The organism is Guyparkeria sp., assembly GCF_041687595.1.
Taxonomy (GTDB): domain Bacteria; phylum Pseudomonadota; class Gammaproteobacteria; order Halothiobacillales; family Halothiobacillaceae; genus Guyparkeria.
On sequence record NZ_JAWLBP010000003.1, the window covers coordinates 58,107 to 81,296 of the forward strand.

The window sequence follows — 23,190 nt, forward strand, 5'->3', positions numbered from 1 at the left end:
AATCCCGTCGTTTCCAGACAAAAACATGGAGTTACCGCGGATTGGTTACAAACCGCGCGAGGAAGAGGCTGGGGAAATTATCCCTCCACGGGGGATCGGGGAGAGAAAGTGGGAACCACCGGCCGGCGAAGCCCCGAACGGAGCATCCGGACCGGCATCCCGACACCTCACCGCGAAGGCGGTGTCGGGAATCACTGCAATTGACTGGGGGAGTTGGCCGGTAAGCCGGGTTCTGTCGTGGATTGCCATTCATCTGGGCGCGACGTCACCGTCGCGCTCGAGCAGCCTACCCGGGAACAGCGCGGGCCACGCCATCGTTCCCCTATTTGGCCTTGCTCCCGGTGGGGTTTACCTTGCCACGGCGTGTTACCACCCGCGCGGTGCGCTCTTACCGCACCCTTTCACCCTTACCTGTACCACCTTGCGGTGGCCATCGGCGGTCTACTCTCTGCTGCACTTTCCGTCGGCTCGCGCCGCCCAGGCGTTACCTGGCACCGTGCCCTATGGAGCCCGGACTTTCCTCGACGCCCCGAGGGACGCCGCGACAATCTGGCCAACTCCGGGCGCGGAGTATAACCGAGCCATGTCCCGTGTCGAGAGCAAATCAAGAAGGCCATCATTCACGGTAGACTGACGCCTCACGTCCGGCCAACCGCAATCCCCCATCTCCATGACGATTCCATCAGACAAGACAACTCCACCCGCCACCGTCGCCGCGCTGCTCGAAACGATGAAGGGGGCACCCACGGCCAGCGATGCCGACTGCTCCAAGGCCGCGCCGGCACTCGACTGGCTCTACCGTGAGCGCTGGCAGGAAAGCGAGTTGGAGCGGCATGAACTGCAATGGCTGCTCGACTGGATGCGCCATTGCCACGACCCGCGACGTTTCGAGATCGCCGACGGTCTGTGCGTGACGCTTCTGGCCGAAGGGCGACCGGAAGAGGCCGCGGCGTTGGCCAGGGAACTGCTCGAGGAGCGGCACGATCCGGGGCTCACGCACACCCTCGCACTGGCCATGGCGGCAACGGGAGACCGGCGCGGGGCGATCGATCGGCTCACGTCTCTGGTCTCGACGGCAGAGTTCAAGGAGCTGCCCGTCGAGATGGCCACCCAGGTCCATATGGATCTGGCGACGCTGCACCAGCAGCAGGGTGCCCTCTTTCAGGCCATCCCCTCCCTGACCCACGCGGTGGAAACCGCGGCACGATCGCCCGAAACCGAGCTGCTGCTGGAGGCCGCCCGCGCCCTGATCGACCAGCTTGTCGAACAGGGAGGGGCCGACGAGGCTGTCCGCCTGATCTCCCCCCACCTCACGGATAAGCGCCTCGATCTCTGGAAACTCATGCTGGCCCGGCTGGCCCGCCATGTCGATCCAACCCTTCGCGGCCACGGCATGAGCCTCCTGGTCGCCGCCGGCGAACACCATGCGGCCCTCAACCTGCTGGTCGAGGAGGCATCGATCGACCCGGACCGGCTACTGCTGGCATTCACCGGCGCGCTGGCCCTCAAGGCCCCGGCCGAGGTGACCTGCCCTCTGGCCGCTCGTCTGCTGGCCAGCGACGAGGCCCGCCAAAAGGAGGACGCCCCGCTGATCGCTGCCGCCTCCGTCGCGGTAGCCGAAACCCAGGAAGAGAAAAGCGTCTCGCAGGCCAAGTGGCACCGCGACGGAGTGGTCCAGCTGATCAGCGTGGCGCGTCACCACGGGATCTCGGAACACAGCGTGAAGCAATGGGCCGAGGACGAGGGCCTGTACCACGAACACGGAGTCATCGACCGCGCGGCGCGCCACTGCCTGGCGAATATTGCCGATCCACCGGAGTGGCTGCGCCGATCGATCGAATCCTGACCGGATCAATGGATCACCGAAACGAACCCGGATGCCATTAAAGACCAGGCCAGCGGTTCGTCGTTACCGGCACGTGGTCACGGAATCGCCCCAAAAAAAACCCCGTCGCGTGACGGGGTTTTACCGGTCATACCCAGACCACCCCTCACGGGGCAGCATGAAACCCGGGAATCAAGTTCAGATCCGGAAGTCTTCCAGCTTCTTGCCCTTGTTCAGCTCGTCGACCAGCCAATTGGGACGCTTGCCGCGTCCGGACCAGGTCTGCGAGGGGTTGGCCGGGTTGATGTACTTCGGCGGAAGCTTCTTGCCGGCCTGCTTGGCCGGCTTGTCCAGACCGAACAGTTCGGCGACCGAAGTGTTGAGCTCGGCGGCCAGCGCCTCGGCCTCGCGGCGCAATTCCATTACCCGCTCCTTGCTCCGGTCCCGCAACGCCTGTTCCGCGTCATTGACCAACTTCTTCAGTTCATCGGCCGAAAGATTCTTCACGTCAATCTGACTCATCTGGCATTCATCCTCTATCTGATAACCAACGTCTAGCGTTCTTTTCGATTAAAACCGGGAGCAAATGCTCCGGCATTCGAACCTGCCAGAAATTTATATCACCAGAGCACCCTCGTCAACATAATAAGGTCGTTACCGAGAAATGGGGAAAACCGCAGCCGGCTCACACCCGTTATTATTGTTTCGACCATTTCCCGTTTCCGATATGACAAAGAGACACTCATTAGATAATCGTGATTTTCTTCCGAATGACGATGACCGTTTGGGAATGCCGGTCGGCAAACCGTAAAAGCCATTTTGGCGAAGAATGCAGAAAACCCGGCGCCGGACACGAAAAAACCCGCCAGCCCGGCGGGCACCATGCGACGGCCGAACCGCCACGGGGATATCGGGCGCAGGAGGTCAGAGCGCCAACCGGCTTTCGACGTCCTGGACCTTGCGGCGGGCAAGAGCGAGATTCGAATGGCTCTTGTCGAGCACGAGGTACATGAACACCCCCTCGTTCTGCGCCAGTGGGCGAATGATGTGGTACTGCTTGCCCAAGGTGATCAGTATGTCGTGGATGCTGTCATCCAGGTCCAGCGAGCGCATGGTCTTGAGTTTGGCCCTCACCACTTCGGTATTTCCGGCCGCCGCCAGTTCGATGTCGACACCGCCACCCTGCTGACCGAGAATCATGCCGCTCTCGGAATCGACCAGCGCAACGCACATCGCGCCTTCCAGCTCCATGGCCTTTTCCAGGGATTCCGTGATGTTGCTCATTAATCAGTCCTCGTTAACCGTTTGTTGAAATGACCTGCGGAAATGCAGAAAAAGGGGTCGGGAAAGCCCGCTCGTCATGAAGCGCGGGCCAGTTGCGTTGCCGCCTTCCTGCCATAAAGGATCACTTTGCCGACGAGCGCCTCGGAGTCGGCGATGACACTGAGAATCAGGTTGCTGGCCGGATTCCGGGACTGGAGCATCACGATGAAGCCATCCTCGGCCTCCAGGGTGATGGAGCGAAAACCACCGATCTCGCATTCCTCGCCGGCCATGACGCCCAGCGCCGCCATCGAGCTGGCCATGGCCGACAGCCGGGCCACCTGGGAGGCATCGCGTGCCCGAGCGACCAGCTCGAAACCGTCTTCGGTCGAGACCACGGCCGCCCGGATCGAGCCGACGGCAGTCACCAGCTCGTCTACGGCACCGCCGGCGGCATTCTTCATCGAATCAGAAAAGTTCATCAGTCGTTCCCGTTTTCATTTCCAGTTGCGTGAGCAGGAGATCGAGCAGCATGAGCACGTCCGACCGCCGCCGCACGTCCACCGGCACGACCGGGCAGATCACGCCCCGCTCCGCGAGACGGTCGGCGTAATCGTCGAGACCCGGCTCGGAGTGCGATTCGGAACGCCCCACCCCGATCACGCAGGCCGTGCGATCGATCAGTTCCGAGAACCCATCGATATAGGTGTCGATCGCGTCCAGGGCACCGTCCTGGCTGTTGTCCGCCAGCAGCACCAGCCCGAGCGCACCCTGCGACACGATCCGCCACATGAACTCGAAGCGGGTCTGACCAGGCGTGCCGTAGAGTCGGAGGCGGTCACTCCCTTCGAGGGCGACCTCGCCGTAATCCAGCCCCACCGTCGTGAACTCCTTGGCCAACGAGGCATCGTGGTTGCGCACGTCGGTCCGCACCGGGTCGATCTCGCTCACCGAACCGATGGCCGTGGTCTTGCCAGCGCCGGTCACACCGGCGAAGACGATCTTGTATTCCATCAGCCGAACTCCTCGCCCAGACCCAGCCGGGCGCGGATCATCGCGAACAGACCGCCACCACCCGAGCGCAAGGGAGCCGGCCCCTTTCGGTCGGCAGACCCTCTGCGGTCGAGAAGGCCTCGCTGCGAGAGCCGGGTGACGAACTGCGCGCAGACCCGCCGGTCGATCCCGGAGAAGCGGACGAGCTCCATCAGTGTCATCGGGCGGGATAGCAGGAGGGTGGCCATTTTCGGACTGGCCGGGTGAAACGCCATCAGACTGGCCTCGGGCCAACGGGTCAGTTTCATGACCTCCTCGCCCGCGGGTCGCGTCGGGCCCGTGCCTGGCGAGCGCGCACCCTCGCCCGCGGCGGCTAGCGCCTGCTCGACGGCGTTGAGCGCCTCGACCATGCCGGCGAGCCGCAACATGGCGCAGTCGTCCGTACGACCGGACGTGAAGTGGGAAAACGGCCGCCGCACGGCAGTTGGGCAAGCCAGATCCGTGGCGTCGGGACCGGTGATCACCAGGTCATGCTCGCGGGCATCGTGCACCCAGCGACTGACAGCCTTGTCGCCCACCAGGCGCATCATCGAGTGGAACAGCAGCTCGCAGCGGGTATCCATGCCGGTCACGTGGTACCGGCGCACCGACATCGCCGACATGTCAGTGGATGGGTTCGGGGACTTGAAAACCATGGATGGGTCACCTTGTCGACTCTTGGCTTCACGCACGGCGGCGCCTGCGACCGTCCCTGGTTACGAAAGCCTGGGCGCATCCAGTCGCGATCCTCACGACCATGCCCAGGCATTTCTTGTACAGGGATAGTACAACACTTGTACATGAACTGCACGAAAAGGCGGAGTCACCGGGAGCCAGTGGGCCGCAACCCGTGACCGGGACGACAGTTATGCCGGCAGGAAGGCCGAAGACACGCAGGTCTGCTCGCGGCAAAAGATGGGAAGAGCGCGCACGAAAAAGGCCCGCCAGGAGGCGGGCCTTTTCGATCGAATGGTGGGGTGACTGATGGGACTCGAACCCACGACAACCGGAATCACAATCCGGGGCTCTACCAACTGAGCTACAGTCACCATATAAAGCAGGTACGCTTGTGGCGCGCCCGGCAGGACTCGAACCCGCAACCCTCGGCTTAGAAGGCCGATGCTCTATCCAATTGAGCTACAGGCGCAAGCTTCGGCTTATCTTTGGTCGGAGTGGAGGGATTCGAACCCCCGACCACCTGGTCCCAAACCAGGTGCGCTACCAAGCTGCGCTACACTCCGTTCGCCGTCATCGCGCAAACGCGCCCCGTCCTCGGAGGCGGTTCGACCCGTCCGGTGACGAAGGTGCGCCATGATAGGCATCCGCGGGCGTCAAGTCAATCGCTCCCGGTCACCCCGAGTCGCGCCGATCAGTAACGCCCGGCACGGATCAGCCCGCCCAGACCGCGCGCCTCAAGTGCCTGGTTGAGCAGGGCCCGGATTTCGCTTGGCCGCTCGCATCGCATCGCCTGCTCGAGCAGATCACGGGCCTCGACATGCGAGAAGCGCCGGATCACCCACTTGATCCGCGGCAACGAACCGGCACTCATGGACAGGGAGTTGATCCCCATCCCCAGCAACAGGATTGCGCCCAGCGGGTCGCCTGCCAGTTCGCCGCAGACAGCCACCTCGCAGCCCTGCCGGTCCCCCGCGGCACAGACGTCGCGGATCGCCATCAGCACTGCCGGGTGCAAGGCATCGTAGCGTGGCGCCACCCGCTCGTTATTGCGATCGATGGCCAGGAGATACTGGGTCAGGTCATTGGTACCGATCGAGAGGAAGTCGCAACGGCTGGCTAGTGCGTCGGCCTGGTAGACGGCCGACGGCACCTCGATCATCGCACCGATCTTCGGTGGCTGGACATCGTCCATCTCCTCGGAGACCTCGTCCACCGCCTGGGCGATGAAGGCCATCGACTGGTCCAGTTCATCGACCGCCGAGATCATCGGCAGCAGGATATGCAAATTGTTCAATCCCGCCGAGGCCTTGAGCATCGCGCGGATCTGGGTGAGGAATATCTCCGGGTGATCCAGCACCAGCCGGATGCCGCGCCAGCCAAGAAACGGATTGTCCTCGCGGATCGGGAAGTACGACAGCGGTTTGTCTCCGCCGACGTCGAGCGTGCGCAGCACCACCGGCTTCCCGGTAAACGTCTCCAGCGCCTCGCGGTAGATGTGCGCCTGCTCCTCCTCGCCGGGGAACTGCTTGCGGATCTGGAACGGTACCTCGGTGCGGTAGAGGCCGATGCCCTCGGCACCCACCGTCAGCGACGGCGCCATGTCGGAAAGCAGCCCGATATTGACATGCATGGCCACCCGGAAGCCGTCGGAGGTCAGCGCCGGCTCGTCGCGCAAGGCGGCGAGTTCCTCGGTCAGTTCCGCTTCCTCCCGAGCCAGGCGCAGCAGTTCGTCGCGCAGCGAGCCGCGAGGGCGCACCACCACGAGCCCCCGGTAGCCGTCGACCACCACCTCCTTGTTCCGCAGCCGCGAGATCGGCAGGTCGGAGACGCCCATGGCCGCCGGCACGCCCAACGCCCGCGCCAGGATGGCCAGGTGCGACGAGCCCGACCCCGTGCTGGAGACGATCCCGACCAGACGCTCGGTGGGGACCTCGGCCAGGTGCGAGGCCGACAGGTCGTTGCCGACCAGCACGATCTGCTCGGGCCAGTCGGTGGGCCCGGCACTCTCGGCATGCAGCTTGTGCAACACACGGCTGCCCAGGTCGCGCACGTCCTGGGCCCGCTCGCGCAGGTAGGCGTCGCTCATCTGCTCGAAGACGGCAGCGTGCTCGGCGATCGCGTCGCGCAAGGCTGCCGGCGCCCACTGCCCCCGGCGGATGTGGCGTTCGATAGCCTCGATGAGCGAGCCGCCGGAGAGCATACGGATGAAGGCATCGAACAGCAGGTTCTCCTCGTCGCTGCCGGATGCCCGTGCAAAGTCGATCTTGAGCTGCTCGAATTCCTGGCGGACGGCCTCGATGGCACTGTCGAGAACCGCCAGTTCGTGATCCGGGTCCTCGACCTCGCGGTCCTCCACCAGCTCCAGCGATTGACCATCGGCGACCACCACCGCGGTGCCGAAGACCACCCCGGGCGAGCCGGGCAGGCCCCGGGCGGAAAACGCCGAGTCGAACTCGCCCGGCTCGTTGCCCATGCGCGTCAGCTCGCCGCTGGCCCGCGCGTGCCTGATGGCCGAGGCCAGCTGCGTGGCCAGGGTGACCACGAACGACTCCTGGTCATCGGAAAAGCGCCGTCGTTCGCGCGCCTGCACCACCAGCACCCCGAGCACCTCCCCGCGGTGGATGATGGGCACACCCATGAAGCCGTGGTAAGGCTCTTCGCCGATGTCGGTGACGAACTTGAAGGCCGGATGCTGCGAGGCATCCTCCAGGTTGACCAGTTCGGCTCGGCGGGCCACGAGTCCCACCAGTCCCTCGTGCATGCTCAACGCGACCTGCCCCACCTTGGCCTTGTTGAGCCCCTCGGTGGCCTGCAGAACGAGAGTCTGTTCCTCGGCCTCGGGATCGGACTCCTCGGACAGAACGTAGACGGAGCAGACCGAAGCATCCAGCACCGAACGCACCCGTCGGGCGATCAGGTCGAGGGCCGCCCGCAGGTCGGACGACTTGGATACCTCGGTGACGATCTGTCGGAGCTCATCGAGCATCGGCATTCCCCGCTCGGTCGCCCGTCGGACCGACCCGTTCAAGGCGGCGCTCGATCTGCTCCGGAATCAGATCCCGCGGGCATTCGCCAGGCACATCCTCGAGGAAGGGTGCCAGCGCATGCAGTGCCTGGAAGTAGACGTTGCGCTTGAAGTAGATGACCTCGGGGAGAATGGACCAGAAGGGGCGCCACTCCCAGCCATCGAACTCCGGCTTGGACGAGGCATTGAGATCGAAGGCCGACTCGTCGGCCCGCAATCGCAGCAGGAACCACTTCTGCTTCTGACCGATGCATACCGGCTGGACGTGACGACGCACCATGTTGCGCGGCAGGCGATACCGGAGCCAGCCCCGTGTCCACGCCATCACCGAGACATGCTCGGGGAGCAGCCCCACCTCTTCGCGCAGTTCGCGGTACATCGCCTCGAGCGGGCGCTCGTCGAAATTGATGCCACCTTGGGGAAACTGCCACGACCGATGACCCACGCGCTTGCCCCAGAACACCTCGCCCCGGTGGTTGCACACGATGATCCCGACATTGGGTCGAAAGCCGCTACGGTCAATCACGATTTCACTCTTGCAAAAGTCATCACGCCCTCGATTGCGGGGCCTCTGGCCCCGCCGGGGCAGGGCCGACCAGTGGCCGGATACACCTACCCAATTGTTAATGATTCTTTCACAAAACCCGAAGGGGTGAAACCGATCCTCGTTGGGGTATCATGCGCGCCCGACCCACCCGGGAACTGCGTGACCGAATCGGAGGCGTGACGATGCGCCTCCATCGCGCTGCCCTTCAGCGGCATTCGGATCCGCTCAGAGGTTCCCGAGCGACCGTGGCCAAGCCACCGCCGTTTTAGGAGATATTTCGTGAAACTGGCCATTTTCGACCTCGACAACACGTTGCTCGCCGGCGATTCCGACCACGCCTGGGGCGCCTTCATGACCCGCAAGGGGATTGTCGATGCCGAGGAATACGCCCGTCACAACGACGAGTTCCTGCGCCACTACCAGCAGGGCACGCTGGACATCGACGAATACCTGCGCTTCGCGCTGGCGCCGTTGGCCGAGCATCCGGCCGAGGAACTGGAAGCCTGGCGGGAGGATTTCATCCGAACGGATATCCGGCCGATGATCACTGAGGCGGCCCGCTCGCTGGTGGAGTCCCACCGCCAGCGTGGTCACACCCTGATGATGATCACGGCGACCAATGCCTTCGTCACTGCACCGATCGCGGAACTGTTCGGCATCCACCACCTGCTGGCCACCGAGCCCGAGCGCCGCAACGGCCGCTACACCGGCCGGTACACGGGCACGCCGACGTTCCAGCACGGCAAGATCCTGGCACTGGAGGAATGGCTGGAGACACAACAGGCGCGCCCGGAGGAGACGTGGTTCTATTCGGATTCGCGCAATGATCTGCCCCTGCTCGAGCAGGTCGACCACCCCATCGCCGTGGACCCGGACCCGGTTCTGCGCCGGCACGCCGAGACCCACGGCTGGGACATCATGAATCTCAACGCGGTGGAAGAGCCGGCCGGCTGAGCCGGCCGACCGGTCAGGCCGACGGGAGGGTGACCCCGCGCTGGCCCTGGTACTTGCCACCCCGGTCGCGGTAGGAGGTCTCGCAGACCTCGTCGGATTCGAGGAACAGCATCTGGGCGACGCCCTCGTTGGCGTAGATCTTCGCGGGCAGCGGGGTGGTGTTGGAGAACTCGAGGGTCACGTGCCCTTCCCATTCGGGCTCGAGCGGCGTCACATTGACGATGATCCCGCAACGCGCATAGGTGGACTTGCCAAGGCAGATCGTGAGCACGTTGCGCGGGATACGGAAGTATTCGACCGTGTGCGCCAGCGCAAACGAGTTGGGCGGGATGATGCAGACATCGGAATGCACGTCGACGAAGCTACGCTCGTCGAACGCCTTGGGGTCGACGATGGTAGTGTTGATGTTGGTGAACACCTTGAAATGGGTCGAGCAGCGCACGTCGTAGCCGTAGCTCGACGTCCCGTAGGAGATCATGGGCTCGGACTTGCCGTCGGCACCGGACGCAGCACGAACCTGGCCGGGCTCGAAGGGCTCGATCATGCCATGCTCCTCGGCCATCCGGCGGATCCAGCGATCGGATTTGATACTCATTAGGTCTTCCCGTTGATGACGCATTCCCGCAGGGCGGCGGCCCGCGTATCCTTCCGACAAATCAGCGAGTTGTCAACCGAGCCGGCACCGCTGGCCGGCTCGGGGGATCCGGACGCGCAACTTTTCACCCAAAATGGTGTCATTCCAGTGACCACCGGATCATTCATTTCATCACGCAAGGACCTACCGGAATCATGAATCGCTTCCCGATCTTCCGACTGATGATGCAATTCCCCCGACACGCCAGACTGGCCGTACTCATGGTTCTGGCCCTCACCGCCACCGGTTGCGCCACCACGGCCACCGACAACGGCGGTCAGGCCTCGGCCGACTCGACCCAGGCCAACGGCGATACGGCAGGCTATGACCAGTACCAGACTACCCGGGAGGCCGTCGACTTTCTCGGCGGATCGGCCGAAGGCATCGCCAAGCTCGTGGACAAGGCCTTCGCCGACTACGGCCGCCCCAACGCCATCATCAAGGGCGAGGAAGGAGGCGGCGCCTTGGTCTTCGGCCTGCGCTACGGCATGGGCGAGTTCGCGGCCAAGACGGGCGAACAGCAGACCGTCTACTGGCAGGGCCCCTCGATCGGCTGGGACTTCGGCGGGGATGCCGGACGCGTGTTCATACTCGTCTACAACCTCCCGAGACCGGACCTGATGTTCCAGCGTTTTGCCGGGGTCAGCGGCTCGGCCTTCCTGGTCGGGGGCGTCGGCATGCACTACCTGCGCAGCCAGTCGATCGTGGTCGCGCCGATCCGGGTCGGGGTTGGCCTGAGGCTGGGCGCCAGCGTCGGCTACATGCAGTTCACCCAGGAAAGGTCCTACAACCCGTTCTAACTCCGACTGACTGCCTTCCTCCCCTCTTCGGAAGGCAGTCCCGCGGCCAATCATCCCTCGGCCACCCTGCCCGCCCGACCCATTTGCAACCTCGTCCCCGATGGCCTATAAGGTGCGTCTTGCGCTTCATAGCCCAGACTTATTCCGTTAATCGATCAACGCGAGGTTGAAGAATCATGACAAGGAAACTGCTTGGCGTCGCCGTGGCATCCGTCCTGACAATCGGCACCATCCCGGCCCACGCCGGCGATGCGGTCGAGAAGCAACTGCAGGAGTACCGGCAGGCAGCCCAGATGTTCGGCAAGACACTCAAGGGCGAACTGCAGGCGGCAATGAAGTCGGGCGGGCCGACGGCGGCCGTGGAGGTATGCAACGAGCGCGCGCCGGAAATCGCCGCGGATCTTAGCGAGGAAACCGGCTTCACCCTGCGCCGCACCAGCCTGAAGCCTCGGGCCACCGAGCCGACGTCGTGGGAAACCGCCGTGCTGCTCGACTTCGAGCAGCAGCGCGCCGCAGGCACCGCCCCGGCCGACATCGAATGGCACGAGGTCGTCGAGGCCGATGACGGCAAGGAACTGCGCTACATGAAGGCGATCGGCACCGAGGGTGTGTGCCTGACCTGCCATGGCGGGAACGTCGACCCGGACCTGCTGGCCAAGATCGAGAAACTCTACCCGGAGGACCGGGCGACCGGGTTCGAGGAGGGTGACATTCGCGGGGCATTCTCCATCCACGCCTCGCTGGACGACTGAACAACCGGGGGCACACCCGGACAGAAAAAACGCCGACACGGGACACCCGGTCGGCGTTTTTTTATGGCAAGACCGTTCCCGGTGACACCAGAAGTCACCTCGTCCGGCTCCTGGAACAGCGAGAATCGCGCTCCAGTCCTTCGGTGCGCTCCGAACCGCGGATCAATCCTCAGGCAGATCGACGTCGTCCCGATCAGGCACCCTGCCCCTCGGACCATCCGGCTTCTCGCCTGGACGCGACGGCGATTCGTCTTCAACGACCTTCTGCGTGTCTTCCTTGAGCAAACGCAGGTTCGCCGGCGGGGATGTGCCGTCCTTGTCCACGCCGAAGTACAGGGTGGTGTGCGGGAACGGGATCTCGATGCCTGCCTTGTCAAAGTACATCTTGACCAGGCGGTTGTAGGCCCGGCCCACGGCCCACTGGTCGCCCGGCTTGGTCTTGATCATCACCCGGATGTTGACCGAGCTGTCCGCCAGCGCCGTCACCCCGGGGATATCGATCGGCTCGAGGATGCGATCCTTCCAGTCCGGATCGGCAGCCAGTTCGTCGAAGGCGGCCCTGAGCTGCGCGATCGCATCGTCGATGTTCTCGCGGTAGGCGATACCGTACTCGCCCTTGTGGTAGCCGAACTCGCGTGTGTAGTTGGAGACGATGTCCACCGAGGAGAAGGGGATAACGTGCACCGTCCCGGACAGGTCACGGAGGGTCACCGAACGGATCGACAGGCGCTCGGCGGTGCCCGTCACGCCGGCCGCCGTGACGATGTCACCAGCGTTCATGGAGTTTTCGATCTGGATGAACACCCCGGTGATCACGTCCTGGACCATCTTCTGCGCGCCGAAGCCGATCGCCAGCCCCAGCACGCCGGCCCCGGCCAGCAGCGGGCCGATGTTCACGCCCAGCTCGGCGAGCACGATCATCGCGGCAACGGTAACCAGCGCGATAGCGATGGCGCTGCGAAACAGGCCCAGCAGAGTCTGCATGCGCGCCGAGGGCATGTCGGTGTCGCTGTTGAGCTTCGCCTCGATCAGCCCCGTGGCCACCAGCCACACGATCATGGTGATCAGCAACACGATCGAGATATCGATCACCGAGGCCAGCAGCCAACGCCCGCCATCACTGCCCAGCCAGGAAAAGACGTTCACCAGCTGCCACGCCCAGAGCACTCCGAACAGGGCGATCAGACCGATCACGATCCGCAGGATGCGCAGGGTCAGCGGCACGTAGGTGTTCAGACGCATCTGCAGCGTGGGCATGCGCTGTCGCAGACCCTCCGGCACGGGGACGCCCCGCCCGATCCACTGGCTGATCATGGCCGCAACGAAAATCGCCGCACCGATGATGACCGCGGTCTTGAAAGTGGCCAACGCGACGAAGGGCAGCGACTGCCCGGGCCGGGTGATCGCGACGACGAACACGCCCACGGCATACAGCATGGCCAGCCAGTGCCAACTGGCCGCCAACAGATGCAGCGACCAGCCAGTCAGCGCCCGCTGAGCCCGATCCGCGCGGGCGGCAAGCGCCTCACGAACCGGTTTGCGTGCCTGCCACAACCGGGTCCAGACATACAGCAGCGCCACCAGTGCCACCAGCCAGCCGACCGCGCTGGCCAAGTCCTCGCGACCGGCCCGATAGATCGCGGGGACGAGCAGGATGCCCGCGTAGCCGGTGAACCAGATCACGTGCGAGAGCCAGCCGAACCAGAAGCGCGAGTCGGTGTCGGAAAGAGCGAACAGCCGCAATCCGGGCAACGCCGGGGTGAAGGCAGCGCCCACGATCAACCGGGCGGCCTCGACCACCACGAAGGCCTGCAGCGCCAGCCCCAGAATCGCAGCCAGCTGTCGATCACCGTCAGCCAGCCACCATACGCTCGCCTGTGCGGCGACATACGCCAGCAGGAGCAAGGCCGCGCCCAACGCCAGGCTCGCCAACACCGCGACGCCGGTGCGAAACAGCCGGTGGTGCAGATGGGCAGAGCGGGTAAAGCCTTCCAGCCGTTTCCAGATTCCGCGGAGCAAGCCACGACCGACCCACATCACCACGTAGGCCAGGGCGAGCACCACGGCAACCCGCCAGACCACCTGCCCGACGGCTAACCAGTCCATGTCCAGGTCTCTGTCGATCAGACGGGACACCGCCCCGGCCATGTCAGCAGCCGTCTCCGCGACCACACCGAACAGGCCACCGGCGATGTCATCGACCATGCCGCCTTCGTCGGCCGACGCATCAGACGTATCGTCCGATGCCTCGCCGGCGGACAACCGCTCCAGCTCGCCGATCAGCTCGTCGCGCTTCGCCGGATCCCGGAGTATGTCGATCAGACCGGCGTAGCGACCGTCGCCGGCCTGGGATCCGTCCTCGGACTGCTGGGCCGACGCCCCTTCGGCCGTGGCCGCCTGTACAGGTACGGTCACTGCCAGCAAGAGAGCCCCGAGCAGTGTCGGGACGGCAAGACGCCATGATCGGCAGCCGAACGAGGGGAAAAGGTGAGCGAGCGCGCGCAGCATGGAAAGGGGCTCCGTCTGGGAATGGTCCGTTTACGTTCGAGTGCCCAAGCCTAGCAAACGACACGACAATTGAGCTCGAGGCGGCTACTCACCACCCTCATGAAACCAGCCATGAATCCGGGTGGCCAATGCCGGCGAGATGCCCGGCACCTTGGCCAACTCGCTCACGCTGGCCCCCTTGAGCCCGCGGATGCCGCCGAAGTGCTTGAGCAGCGCCTGACGCCGCTTGCCCCCCACGCCAGGGATGCGCTCGAGGTCTGATTGGGTGCGCGCCTTCTGCCGCCGTGCCCGATGACCGGTGATGGCAAAGCGATGCGCCTCGTCCCGCACCTGCTGGATCAGGTGCAGGGCGGGGTCATGCGGACCGAGATTGTCTTCCGCGTAGAGGCCAGGCGCCCCGACAAGCGGCTGGACCAGGGTTTCCTCGCCGGGCCGCCGCTCGGGTCCCTTGGCGACACCGATGACCCGCACCTTGTCGGTCAACCCACGCTCGGCGAGTACATCGATCGCCTGAGCCAACTGCCCCTTGCCACCGTCGATCAGCAACACGTCGGGCAGCACGCCGGATTCGCGCACTGCCCGATCGAAGCGCCGCGAGAGCGCCTGATGCATGGCGGCATAGTCATCACCCGGAGCAATACCCTCGATGTGGTAGCGCCGATACTGGTCCTTACGTGGCCCCTCCGGGCCGAAGACCACACAGGAGGCCACCGTCGCCTCGCCCTGGGTGTGCGAGATATCGAAGCACTCGATCCGGTCGATCGACTTCATCCCCAGCCATTCGGACAGCGCCTCGAAGCGCAGCGCCAGCCCGCGGCGACTCACCAGCCGTTCCTGCAGCGCGATACGGGCATTCTCACGGGTGTCGTCCAGCCAGGCGCGTGCCTTGCCCCGCCTCGGCACCAGCAGCTCCACCCGGCGACCGGCCTGCTCGGTGAAGATCTCGGCCAGCGAGTCGGCCTCCTCCGGCAGTTCGTCGCAGAGGATGCGACGCGGCAGGTCATGCTCGCTGTAGTAAAGGCCGAGGAACCCGGCGATCACCTCGCCGGGCGCAGCATCGACGGGCACGTCGGGAAAGAAGTGGCGGGTACCGAGATGACGGCCGTCGCGGATCGTGGCCACACCCACGGCCGTCATTCCCTGGTCGCTCACCTGAGCGATCACGTCGGCATCCCCCGACATGCCCGTGATGCCCTGCTGCTGGCTGACCGCGCGCAGCATCCCAATCTGGTCGCGCAGGGCAGCAGCCGCCTCGAAATCGAGCGCTTCGGCGGCACGCTCCATGCGGGCGACCAGGTCGTCGATCAGCTTCTGGCTGCGTCCGGACAGGAACGCCATCGTGTCCTCGACGTCCTGGCGATATTCCTCTTCGGAGACGTAACCGACGCAGGGAGCCTTGCAGCGCTCGATCTGGTACTGCAGACAGGGGCGCGAGCGATTCCGGAACACGCTGTCCTCGCACTGGCGCACCTTGAAGACCTTTTCCAGCAGGTTGAGCGTCTCGCGTACCGCCCCGGCGGAAGGATACGGCCCGAAGTAGCGCCCCGGACGCTTGCGCGAGCCGCGGTGGTAGGCCAGCCGCGGGAAGCGGTCGTTGGTGGAGACGTAGATCCAGGGATAGCTCTTGTCGTCGCGCAGGAGGACGTTGTAGCGCGGACGATGGGCCTTGATGAGGTTGCTCTCGAGGAGCAGCGCCTCGGCCTCGGTCTGCGTGGTGGTGATCTCCACGCTGGCCACCTGCTCGACCAGCCGCCGGGTCTTGATCGATGACGGCGTGCCCCGGAAATAGCTCGACAGCCGGTTCCTGAGGTTGCGGGCCTTGCCCACGTAGAGGATCTCGCCCGCCTCGTTGAGCATCCGGTAGACGCCCGGTCGCTCCGTGACCGAGGCCAGGAAGGCCTTGGCGTCAAAGGAATCGGTCATGGGTCGGAAAGAATCGGAGGGAATCAGGCGGTCAGCACGGTCCGACCGGCCTTGACGGCCAGGCGCAGCAGGTCGATGTCGGTGTTCACGCCCAGCTTCTCGTGGATGCGGGCGCGGTAGGTGCTGATGGTCTTGGGACTGACACAGAGCGCGTCGGAGATCATGGTGTTGTTCTTGCCCTCGAGAATCATGCGCAGCACCTGCTGCTCGCGGCCGGACAGGACCTCGAACGGATCCTCGTCCGCCCGCCCGTTGTGCAGGGCGATCTCCTGGGCAATGCGGCTGGAGATGAAGCGCTTGCCGCCGGCCGCCTTGCGGATGGCGGTGAGCAGCTCCTCGGGCTCGGCGTCCTTGGTGACATAGGCATGCACCCCGCTTTCCAGGACCTCGCGGGCCAGGGAGATGTCCGCCTCGGCGGTCAGGGCAATCAGGCCGAGATCCGGTCGCGACTGGTGGGCCCGCTTGAGGGTCTCGAACCCCCCCATGCCCGGCATGTGGATGTCGCAGAGGATGACGTCCGTGCCGCCCCCACGAAGCTTTTCCAGCGCACGCTCGCCGCTGTCGGCCTCGGAAACCACCTCGATATCCTCGACGCCACCGATCAGATGCCCGATCGCGGCACGAACCATCGTGTGATCATCAACAATCATGACCCGAATCATCGGCTAACCTTCGTCTTGGTGCGGACAACGCGCCGTGTCAGTTCCTCACCGTTTGCCCTGTAGCGGATCCGCCCGGCGTGCATCCGCGCCAGGCCACCCGGCCACCCCATCACGGACCGGCCTCCCGGGGACGTCAGACGGAACACTCCCGTCGCCCCCACCGAGAATTTACCACTGACTGTAAGGTTTTTTAACCAGCGACACGTTGTAGTACCGCGGGTCGTGGGAGACCTCCTCCCCCAGCCAGTCGGGACGCTCGAACGCCTGGTCTTCGTGTTCCAGCTCCACCTCGGCCACCACCAGCCCGTCGTTGGCGCCGTGGAACTCGTCGATCTCCCAGAGCAGCCCGTCGCGCCGGACGAAGTGTCGGGTCTTGTCGATCACCGGCCCGCAGGTCAGATGGTCGAGCATGCGCTCGGCATCCGCCATCGGTATCTCGTACTCGAACTCGTCCCGGGAAATGCCCAGCGTCCGACTCTTGATATTGAGAAAGGCCTGCCGGCCGTTGTGACGGACCCGAACCGAGGCCCCGCCCTCTTCGTTGAGATAGCCCTGGACCAGGCGATCGGATCGCTCGACCTCCTCGCGCCACGACCAGTCGGCCAGCAGGAACTTGCGCTCGATTTCCCTTGCCATGACTTTTCCTCCCGAACGGGGGTCGTTCACGAACGATCAGTAGCGGATCAGGGCCGAACCCCAGGTGAAACCGCCGCCGAAGGCCTCCATCAGGATCACGTCGCCGCGCTTGATGCGCCCGTCGCGCACCGCGACGTCGAGGGCCAGTGGCACCGATGCCGCCGAGGTGTTGCCGTGCCGGTCGACGGTGACGACCACGCGGTCCATGGACATGTTCAGCTTGCGAGCCGTCGCCTGAATGATGCGGATATTGGCCTGGTGCGGGACCAGCCAGTCGATCTCGTCGGGGCTCATGCCGGCCGCCTCCATTGTCTCGTCGACGATGCGGCCGAGTGTGTTGACCGCCATGCGGAACACCTCGTTGCCGCGCATCTCGATGAAGGCGGTACCGTCGGCCAGGCGCTCCGGATCGGTGGTCTCCGGGTCCGGCTTGACGGTCGTCAACAGCGACTCGTAGCTGCCGTCGGCATGGATGTCGGTGCGGATGATGCCCGGCTCGTCGGAGGCCTCCAGCACTACCGCCCCGGCACCGTCCGCGAAAAGGACGCAGGTACCGCGATCGTTCCAGTTGACGATGTTCGACAGGGTCTCGGCACCCACGACCAGGGCGCAGCGGGCCGCCCCGGTCTTGATGAACTTGTCCGCCACGGATAGCGCGTAGACAAAGCCGGTGCACACGGCCTGCACGTCAAAGGCCGGCGGTCCGTGGATCCCCAGCTTCTGCTGCAGCAGGCAGGCGGTGGACGGGAAGGTGCGATCAGGGGTGGTGGTCGCCACGATGAGCAGGTCCACCTCTTCCGGCACGCGCCCGGCCGCTTCGAGGGCGGCTCGGGCGGCAGGCTCGGCCAGATCGGAGGTCAGTTGGCCCTCGGCGGCGATGTGTCGCTGCTCGATGCCGGTGCGCTCGCGGATCCAGCTGTCGGAGGTATCGACGATCTGTTCCAGATCGTGGTTGGTCATGATCCGCTCCGGGAGGTAGCTCCCGGTGCCGGTGATGCGCGAATGGATCATGAAGACTGACGCTCCTGGAGAAGTTGCTCGAGGCGCTGGTCGATGCGCCGCGGCACGTCCTTTTCGATTTCCCGCAGAGCCACGTCGAGCGCATTGCCGAAGGCGGCCACGTTCGCCCCGCCGTGACTCTTGATGACTATGCCCTGCAGCCCCAGCAGGCTCGCGCCGTTGTATTTGCCCGGGTCGACCCGCTGCTTGAGGCGAGCGAGCACCGGCATGGCCATCAGGGCGGCAAGGCGGGAGAAGACGCCACGCTTGAATTCCTGGCGGAGGAAGTGGCTGATCATCTTGGCCACGCCCTCGCTGCTCTTGAGCGCGACGTTGCCGACGAAGCCGTCGCAGACCACCACGTCCACGCCGCCCTTGTAGATGTCGTCGCCCTCGACGAAGCCGATGTAGTTGACCGGCCCCGCCTCGAGCAGTTCCGCGGCGCTCTTGACCGTGTCGTTACCCTTGATCGCCTCGGCACCGACATTGAGCAGGCCGACTCGCGGCGTAGGATTGTCGTCGAAGGCCTCGACCAGCACCGAACCCATCACCGCGAACTGGAACAGGTGCTCGGCATCGCAGTCCACATTCGCCCCGAGATCCAGCACGTGCGTGTGGCCGGACTCGTTGGGCAGGGCGGTACAGATCGCCGGGCGCTCGATGCCCGGCAGGGTCTTCAACACGAACTTGGCGGTCGCCATCAGCGCACCGGTATTGCCGGCGCTCACGGCCGCCTGGGCGCGCCCTTCCTTGACCAGATCGATGGCCAGGCGCATCGAGGATGACTTCTTGGTACGAAGCGCGATGGCCGGGGATTCGTCCATCGCCACCACCTGGTCGGCATGGACGATCTCGATCCGGTCACGGTCCAACCTGCCCTCTTCCTCGAGTGCCCGCTCGATGGTGGCCTGGTCGCCCACCAGCAACAGGCCTGCCGACGGGTGCCGCGACAGGAAACGGGCGGCGGCACGAACCGTCACTTCCGGTCCGTGGTCGCCGCCCATCACGTCAATTGCGATTTGGCTGCTCATCACCGTCCCTTGCCTGACAGAAGCCCGCCCGGGGCCGAAGTGCCCGCGCCAGCGCGAGGGCCGGCCACCGGGAAATCGCCTCCCTTCGGGAGAAGGGCGGCCGGGCAATCCGCAATGGAAATCAGGCGTTGTCGCCCGACTTGGTCACCACGCGACGACCACGGTAGAAACCGTCCGGCGTGACGTGGTGACGGCGATGGGTCTCGCCGCTGGTCGGGTCGATGGACAGCTGGGTGTTCTTCAGGCTGTCATGGGCACGACGGGAGTCGCGCTTGGCACGGCTTACCTTGTTTTGCTGAACGGCCATGGTTTTCTACCTCCAAAATGATCAAGACGCGCCGGGGCGCGCCTGCTGCTAGCTACACTGTTTTCTCTTCAGCCAAGTTCGACTAGCGAACCTGGCCAGAATTCAATCGCCCCCGCCGGGACCCTTCTTGAGCGCGGCCAGTGCCGCGAAGGGATTCTCTTCCCTTTCCTCGCTCGCCGACTCGTCGATTTGGCCCGACTCGTAGGCCTGCCCGGCCGCGAGATCCGAACAGGCATCCTCATGGACCGGCATGAGCGGCACGGCCATGAGGATCTCGTCCTCGAGCAGATCGACCAGACGGATGCGACCCTCGCGACCCAGCACGACCGGCTCGGTCTCCGTCTCGACGTGCTCGGCCTGTTCGTCACTGAACACGAAGGTCACCCGGGACGCCACCGCGACCGACTTCACCATCGGCTCCATGCAACGCGAGCACTCCAGTTGCAGCGGCGCGCTGACCCGGATATCGGCCTGCAGGGGATGAACCCCCTGCCCCTCGAAGAACCGCACCTCGTAGGCGAACATCCCGCCTTCCGGGGTGATCTCGCGGCATCGGGACAAACCCGCCAGCGGGGCCTCGCCGGACTCGACCAGTTCCTGCCGACACGCCGCGCGCACGTCCAGGGGGATGGTCAGCCGCCCGGTATCCAACTGGCTGTCGTTTCTCGGCATCGCGTCAGGCCCTGTGCGAGAAGGCCGGACCGAATCGTGCCGATCGGCCTTGCAAGCGGGAATCTTAATCCGCTAAGTTTACCGGCTTCTCACATATTCGCCAAACACAATGCCAAACGCTCCCGACAGGCTGGTCCTCGCTTCCGGCTCGGCCACCCGCCGCGCCCTGCTCGACCGACTGCAGATCCCCTACACGGTCGACCCGGCCGACATCGACGAAACCCTCGCCCCCGGGGAGCCCGCCGGCGATGCCTGCCTGCGGCTTGCCCGGGAGAAAGCTGCCCGGGTGGCCAGCCGCCAACCGGATGCCGTGGTGCTGGGCTCCGACCAGATGCTGTCCTGGCGTGGCGGCATCCTGGGCAAGCCGGGCGATGCCGAGACCGCCCGCCGCCAGCTCGCCGAGATCGCCGGCGAGGCGATCGCCTTCCACGTGGCGGTCAGTGTTTCCTGCCCCGACGGGCGGCGTCTCGACTGGCACGAGACCGTCGAGGCCCGCATGCGGGAACTGGAGGACGGAGAGATTGCCCGCTACGTCGAGATCGAGAAGCCCTTCGACTGCGCCGGCAGCATGCGCTCGGAAGGACTGGGCGTCTGCCTGGTCGAGCGAATGGACAGTCGCGACCCCAGCGCGATCCTCGGCATGCCGCTGATCGCCACCGCGCGCCTGCTGCGCGAGGCGGGCATCGACCCCTTGCGCGGCGACTGAAGCCCGCCGGGCAAGGGGGTTTCCACGAAACACTCCCCGATCGGCGGCCGGTCAATCCAACCCCAGCCGAAAGCGGATGACGTCACAGGGGACCTTGCCCCGCATGTTGCTACCGGAATGCCGGCCGCACTTGTTATCCGCATGACAGAGAAGCTGCCAGCATTTGACGCCCCCAGCCCCGTGCAGTACAAACACCGCTTTCCCATCGTCAGGATAGCCACGTGACACTGCTGATCGCCGCCCTGCTCGGCGTTATTCAGGGCATCTTCATGTTCCTGCCCGTAAGCTCGACAGCCCATCTGGTGCTGACTCAGCACTGGCTGATCGGGAAGGGCCATGACCTGCCGCCGCCGGACAGCCCCGAGATGATCCTGTTCGATCTGGTGGTGCATGTCGGCACCCTGGTCTCGATCGTGGTGGTGTTCTGGCCCAGCCTGTGGCGCTTCACGCAGAACACGGCAACCGGAGCCCTCCACTGGGCCTCGGCCGAGGGGCGGCACGAGGGCATGCCACTGTACGTGCGCCTGTTCCTGCTGGGGATGCTGTCCGTGCTGGCCACCGCCATAATCGGCTTCGGGCTCAAGACCACCTTCGAGCAGGTGTTCGCCACGCCGGCAATGATCGCCTTCACACTCACCTTGACCGGCGTCCTGCTGTGGTGGACCGACAAGCTCAAGCCGCGCCGCCGCGGTCTCAAGGGCATCAATGCCAAGGTGGCCACCGTCATCGGCGTGGCCCAGGGCTTCGCGCTGATTCCGGGATTGTCGCGCAGCGCCATGACCATCGTTTTCTCGCTGTTCACGGGTCTAAAGCGCCGCTGGGCCGCTGAATACAGCTTCTTCCTGGCCATTCCGACCATCCTGGCGGCCACGCTGGTGCAGAGCCTGGAGGTCTGGGGCGAGTTCGGCCTGAACGGCGTCAGCCTGAAGGCCCTTGCCGTCGGCTTCGTGGTCTCGGCCCTGGTGGGCATCGTCTTCCTCAAGCTGGTGGTCTACTTCCTCTACCGCGCCCAGCTCAAGATCTTCTCCTTCTACGTCTGGCTGCTGGCCGCGGCCATCCTGATGGGATGGATCGACCTGCCGGTCTGATGGCCGGCAAGTGGTTGCCCCGGCAACCGGCGCGCACTCAGGCCAACCTGCCCAATCCCGCCCGCTGACGCGGCCGTCGCGGGCAACGCGCGCTCGCACACCTCCCGGTGGCGACAACGGGCTACGGCCCTGTCCGGGCGGGCCTGCCTGAACCCGAGGGTAGGGCCGGCCTCAGTACCCCAATCGCTTGCGGGTGATCTGGTGCAGCTCCGGCGTGGCTGCGGCGCAGACCGTGGTGGTATCCAAGCCGACCGGCTTGCCCTCCAGGTCGGTGAACACGCCACCGGCTTCCTGCACGATCACCGACAGCGCGGCGATGTCGAGCACGTTGACGTCCGACTCGACGATCAGGTCGATCGCGCCGCGCGCCAGCAGGTGGTAATGATAGAAGTCTCCGTAGCCGCGGGTACGGTTGACCTCGGCGACCAACGTGGCGAGACCCGCCCAGCCGATCGGCTGCTTGGCCAGGGTGGTGAGGTTGCCGAGCGACAGCGTCGCCTCGGCCAGCGAGTCGATCTGGCTGACCCGCGCGGCGCGATCCATGAAGAATGCCCCGCCGCCCTTCTCCGCATAGGCGTACTCACCGAACACCGGCGCACTTGAGACGCCCAGGATGATTTCGTCGCCCTGCATCAACGCGATCTGGGTGGAGAAGAACGGGTACTCGCGCACGAAGCTCTTGGTGCCGTCGATCGGGTCGACCAGCCAGGTGAACTCGGCGTCCGGCCGCGTCTTGCCGGTCTCCTCGCCATAGAAGCCGTGCTCCGGGAAGGCATCCAGGATCACCGCCTTGATCGCCTTCTCGGTTTCCACGTCGGCGACCGTGACCGGCGTGGCATCTTCCTTGATCTCGATCTCGACGTTCTGCTGCCAGTAGCGACGGACGACGGCTTCAGCGGCGCGGGCGGCGGCCAGCGCGGTTTCGAGGTATTGGCTCTGCATGACGCGTTCCTGCTTTTATTCTGGATTTCGTGCCGGATACCGGCGTGATGGCGGGCATTGTATACGAGACCCGCGTCCGTTCGGACGCCAAACAACCTGGCTGTCAACGACGCATGCCGCGCAGCCACTTGAAGACGTTGATCAGCGACGACAGCGCCTGGGCCACGTAGGTGAAGGCCGCCGCCCGCAGGATGCGGCGCGCCGGG

Annotated in this window: 24 protein-coding genes, 3 tRNA genes and 1 other RNA gene; 6 read left to right on the forward strand and 22 right to left on the reverse strand. The window is 65.1% G+C overall.

Translation table 11 applies throughout. The annotated features are described in order from the left end of the window. Positions 1-205: 205 nt before the first annotated feature. Positions 206-561, reverse strand: an RNA gene (gene rnpB, locus ACESL5_RS01215) — RNase P RNA component class A. A 109-nt stretch (positions 562-670) separates the two neighbouring features. Here rnpB and ACESL5_RS01220 point away from each other — a divergent pair. Then, entirely contained in the window at positions 671-1,846 is a 1,176-nt protein-coding gene (locus ACESL5_RS01220) for a hypothetical protein (protein WP_372590957.1), read from the forward strand. A 177-nt stretch (positions 1,847-2,023) separates the two neighbouring features. Here the strand turns inward: ACESL5_RS01220 and ACESL5_RS01225 are convergent, their stop codons facing one another. The 10 genes from ACESL5_RS01225 to ACESL5_RS01270 form a co-directional block, all read right to left on the reverse strand. Then, positions 2,024-2,347: an H-NS family nucleoid-associated regulatory protein gene (locus tag ACESL5_RS01225; protein ID WP_372590958.1), complete on the reverse strand. Its 324-nt coding sequence runs from the start codon at positions 2,345-2,347 to the stop codon at positions 2,024-2,026. Positions 2,348-2,749: 402 nt separating this feature from the next. Next, positions 2,750-3,109: a roadblock/LC7 domain-containing protein gene (locus ACESL5_RS01230; RefSeq protein ID WP_372590959.1), complete on the reverse strand. Its 360-nt coding sequence runs from the start codon at positions 3,107-3,109 to the stop codon at positions 2,750-2,752. Positions 3,110-3,183: 74 nt separating this feature from the next. Then, complete coding sequence (locus ACESL5_RS01235) at positions 3,184-3,570, reverse strand: roadblock/LC7 domain-containing protein (RefSeq protein ID WP_372590960.1); 387 nt, start codon at positions 3,568-3,570, stop codon at positions 3,184-3,186. Beyond that, positions 3,557-4,102: a GTP-binding protein gene (locus tag ACESL5_RS01240; protein ID WP_372590961.1), complete on the reverse strand. Its 546-nt coding sequence runs from the start codon at positions 4,100-4,102 to the stop codon at positions 3,557-3,559. Before ACESL5_RS01240 ends, ACESL5_RS01235 begins: the two co-directional genes overlap by 14 nt. Further along, on the reverse strand, positions 4,102-4,776 hold the full coding sequence (locus ACESL5_RS01245) for a hypothetical protein (RefSeq protein WP_372590962.1): 675 nt from the start codon (positions 4,774-4,776) through the stop codon (positions 4,102-4,104). Before ACESL5_RS01245 ends, ACESL5_RS01240 begins: the two co-directional genes overlap by 1 nt. Before the next feature lie 317 nt (positions 4,777-5,093). Next, positions 5,094-5,169, reverse strand: a tRNA-His gene (locus tag ACESL5_RS01250). Positions 5,170-5,190: 21 nt separating this feature from the next. Continuing rightward, a tRNA-Arg gene (locus ACESL5_RS01255) sits at positions 5,191-5,267 on the reverse strand. 17 nt (positions 5,268-5,284) lie between these two features. Next, positions 5,285-5,361 (reverse strand) — tRNA-Pro (locus ACESL5_RS01260). 128 nt (positions 5,362-5,489) lie between these two features. Next, on the reverse strand, positions 5,490-7,784 hold the full coding sequence (ptsP, locus tag ACESL5_RS01265; RefSeq protein WP_372590963.1) for a phosphoenolpyruvate--protein phosphotransferase: 2,295 nt from the start codon (positions 7,782-7,784) through the stop codon (positions 5,490-5,492). Then, positions 7,774-8,349, reverse strand: coding sequence for an RNA pyrophosphohydrolase (locus tag ACESL5_RS01270; RefSeq protein WP_372590964.1), 576 nt, complete (start codon positions 8,347-8,349; stop codon positions 7,774-7,776). Before ACESL5_RS01270 ends, ptsP begins: the two co-directional genes overlap by 11 nt. A gap of 300 nt (positions 8,350-8,649) precedes the next feature. Between ACESL5_RS01270 and ACESL5_RS01275 the strand changes: the two genes are divergently transcribed. Beyond that, positions 8,650-9,324, forward strand: a complete 675-nt coding sequence (locus ACESL5_RS01275; protein WP_372590965.1) for an HAD family hydrolase — start codon at positions 8,650-8,652, stop codon at positions 9,322-9,324. Positions 9,325-9,337: 13 nt separating this feature from the next. Here the strand turns inward: ACESL5_RS01275 and dcd are convergent, their stop codons facing one another. After that, entirely contained in the window at positions 9,338-9,919 is a 582-nt protein-coding gene (gene dcd, locus ACESL5_RS01280) for a dCTP deaminase (protein WP_372590966.1), read from the reverse strand. A gap of 194 nt (positions 9,920-10,113) precedes the next feature. Here dcd and ACESL5_RS01285 point away from each other — a divergent pair, with 194 nt between their 5' ends. Then, the gene (locus tag ACESL5_RS01285; RefSeq protein ID WP_372590967.1) at positions 10,114-10,758 is read left to right on the forward strand and encodes a DUF1134 domain-containing protein; all 645 of its coding nucleotides are present in this window, start codon (positions 10,114-10,116) and stop codon (positions 10,756-10,758) included. 176 nt (positions 10,759-10,934) lie between these two features. Continuing rightward, positions 10,935-11,510: a DUF3365 domain-containing protein gene (locus ACESL5_RS01290; RefSeq protein WP_372590968.1), complete on the forward strand. Its 576-nt coding sequence runs from the start codon at positions 10,935-10,937 to the stop codon at positions 11,508-11,510. Positions 11,511-11,672: 162 nt separating this feature from the next. Here the strand turns inward: ACESL5_RS01290 and ACESL5_RS01295 are convergent, their stop codons facing one another. From ACESL5_RS01295 to ACESL5_RS01330, 8 genes are all read right to left on the reverse strand, one after another. Continuing rightward, on the reverse strand, positions 11,673-14,018 hold the full coding sequence (locus ACESL5_RS01295; RefSeq protein ID WP_372590969.1) for a mechanosensitive ion channel domain-containing protein: 2,346 nt from the start codon (positions 14,016-14,018) through the stop codon (positions 11,673-11,675). An 84-nt stretch (positions 14,019-14,102) separates the two neighbouring features. Then, positions 14,103-15,941: an excinuclease ABC subunit UvrC gene (uvrC, locus tag ACESL5_RS01300; protein WP_372590970.1), complete on the reverse strand. Its 1,839-nt coding sequence runs from the start codon at positions 15,939-15,941 to the stop codon at positions 14,103-14,105. 23 nt (positions 15,942-15,964) lie between these two features. Beyond that, entirely contained in the window at positions 15,965-16,591 is a 627-nt protein-coding gene (locus ACESL5_RS01305) for a response regulator (RefSeq protein WP_372590971.1), read from the reverse strand. Between the two features lie 180 nt (positions 16,592-16,771). Continuing rightward, positions 16,772-17,239 (reverse strand): CYTH domain-containing protein, encoded by a 468-nt coding sequence (locus ACESL5_RS01310; protein WP_372590972.1) that lies wholly within the window; start codon positions 17,237-17,239, stop codon positions 16,772-16,774. 36 nt (positions 17,240-17,275) lie between these two features. Next, a complete protein-coding gene (locus ACESL5_RS01315; protein WP_372590973.1) occupies positions 17,276-18,250 on the reverse strand; it encodes a beta-ketoacyl-ACP synthase III in 975 nt (324 codons plus the stop codon). Continuing rightward, on the reverse strand, positions 18,247-19,269 hold the full coding sequence (gene plsX, locus ACESL5_RS01320; RefSeq protein ID WP_372590974.1) for a phosphate acyltransferase PlsX: 1,023 nt from the start codon (positions 19,267-19,269) through the stop codon (positions 18,247-18,249). Before plsX ends, ACESL5_RS01315 begins: the two co-directional genes overlap by 4 nt. Positions 19,270-19,390: 121 nt before the next feature. Continuing rightward, on the reverse strand, positions 19,391-19,576 hold the full coding sequence (gene rpmF / locus ACESL5_RS01325; RefSeq protein ID WP_136866407.1) for a 50S ribosomal protein L32: 186 nt from the start codon (positions 19,574-19,576) through the stop codon (positions 19,391-19,393). 102 nt (positions 19,577-19,678) lie between these two features. Next, complete coding sequence (locus ACESL5_RS01330) at positions 19,679-20,248, reverse strand: YceD family protein (RefSeq protein WP_372590975.1); 570 nt, start codon at positions 20,246-20,248, stop codon at positions 19,679-19,681. 109 nt (positions 20,249-20,357) lie between these two features. Here ACESL5_RS01330 and ACESL5_RS01335 point away from each other — a divergent pair, with 109 nt between their 5' ends. Then, entirely contained in the window at positions 20,358-20,954 is a 597-nt protein-coding gene (locus ACESL5_RS01335; RefSeq protein WP_372590976.1) for a Maf family protein, read from the forward strand. 221 nt (positions 20,955-21,175) lie between these two features. Next, the gene (locus ACESL5_RS01340) at positions 21,176-22,042 is read left to right on the forward strand and encodes an undecaprenyl-diphosphate phosphatase (RefSeq protein WP_372590977.1); all 867 of its coding nucleotides are present in this window, start codon (positions 21,176-21,178) and stop codon (positions 22,040-22,042) included. 171 nt (positions 22,043-22,213) lie between these two features. On the opposite strand, the gene ACESL5_RS01345 is transcribed toward ACESL5_RS01340, so the two are convergent. Together ACESL5_RS01345 and ACESL5_RS01350 are read right to left on the reverse strand one after the other, a co-directional pair. Next, positions 22,214-22,984: an inositol monophosphatase family protein gene (locus ACESL5_RS01345; RefSeq protein WP_372590978.1), complete on the reverse strand. Its 771-nt coding sequence runs from the start codon at positions 22,982-22,984 to the stop codon at positions 22,214-22,216. Between the two features lie 103 nt (positions 22,985-23,087). Continuing rightward, positions 23,088-23,177 (reverse strand): hypothetical protein, encoded by a 90-nt coding sequence (locus tag ACESL5_RS01350; protein ID WP_411275692.1) that lies wholly within the window; start codon positions 23,175-23,177, stop codon positions 23,088-23,090. Positions 23,178-23,190 lie beyond the last annotated feature (13 nt).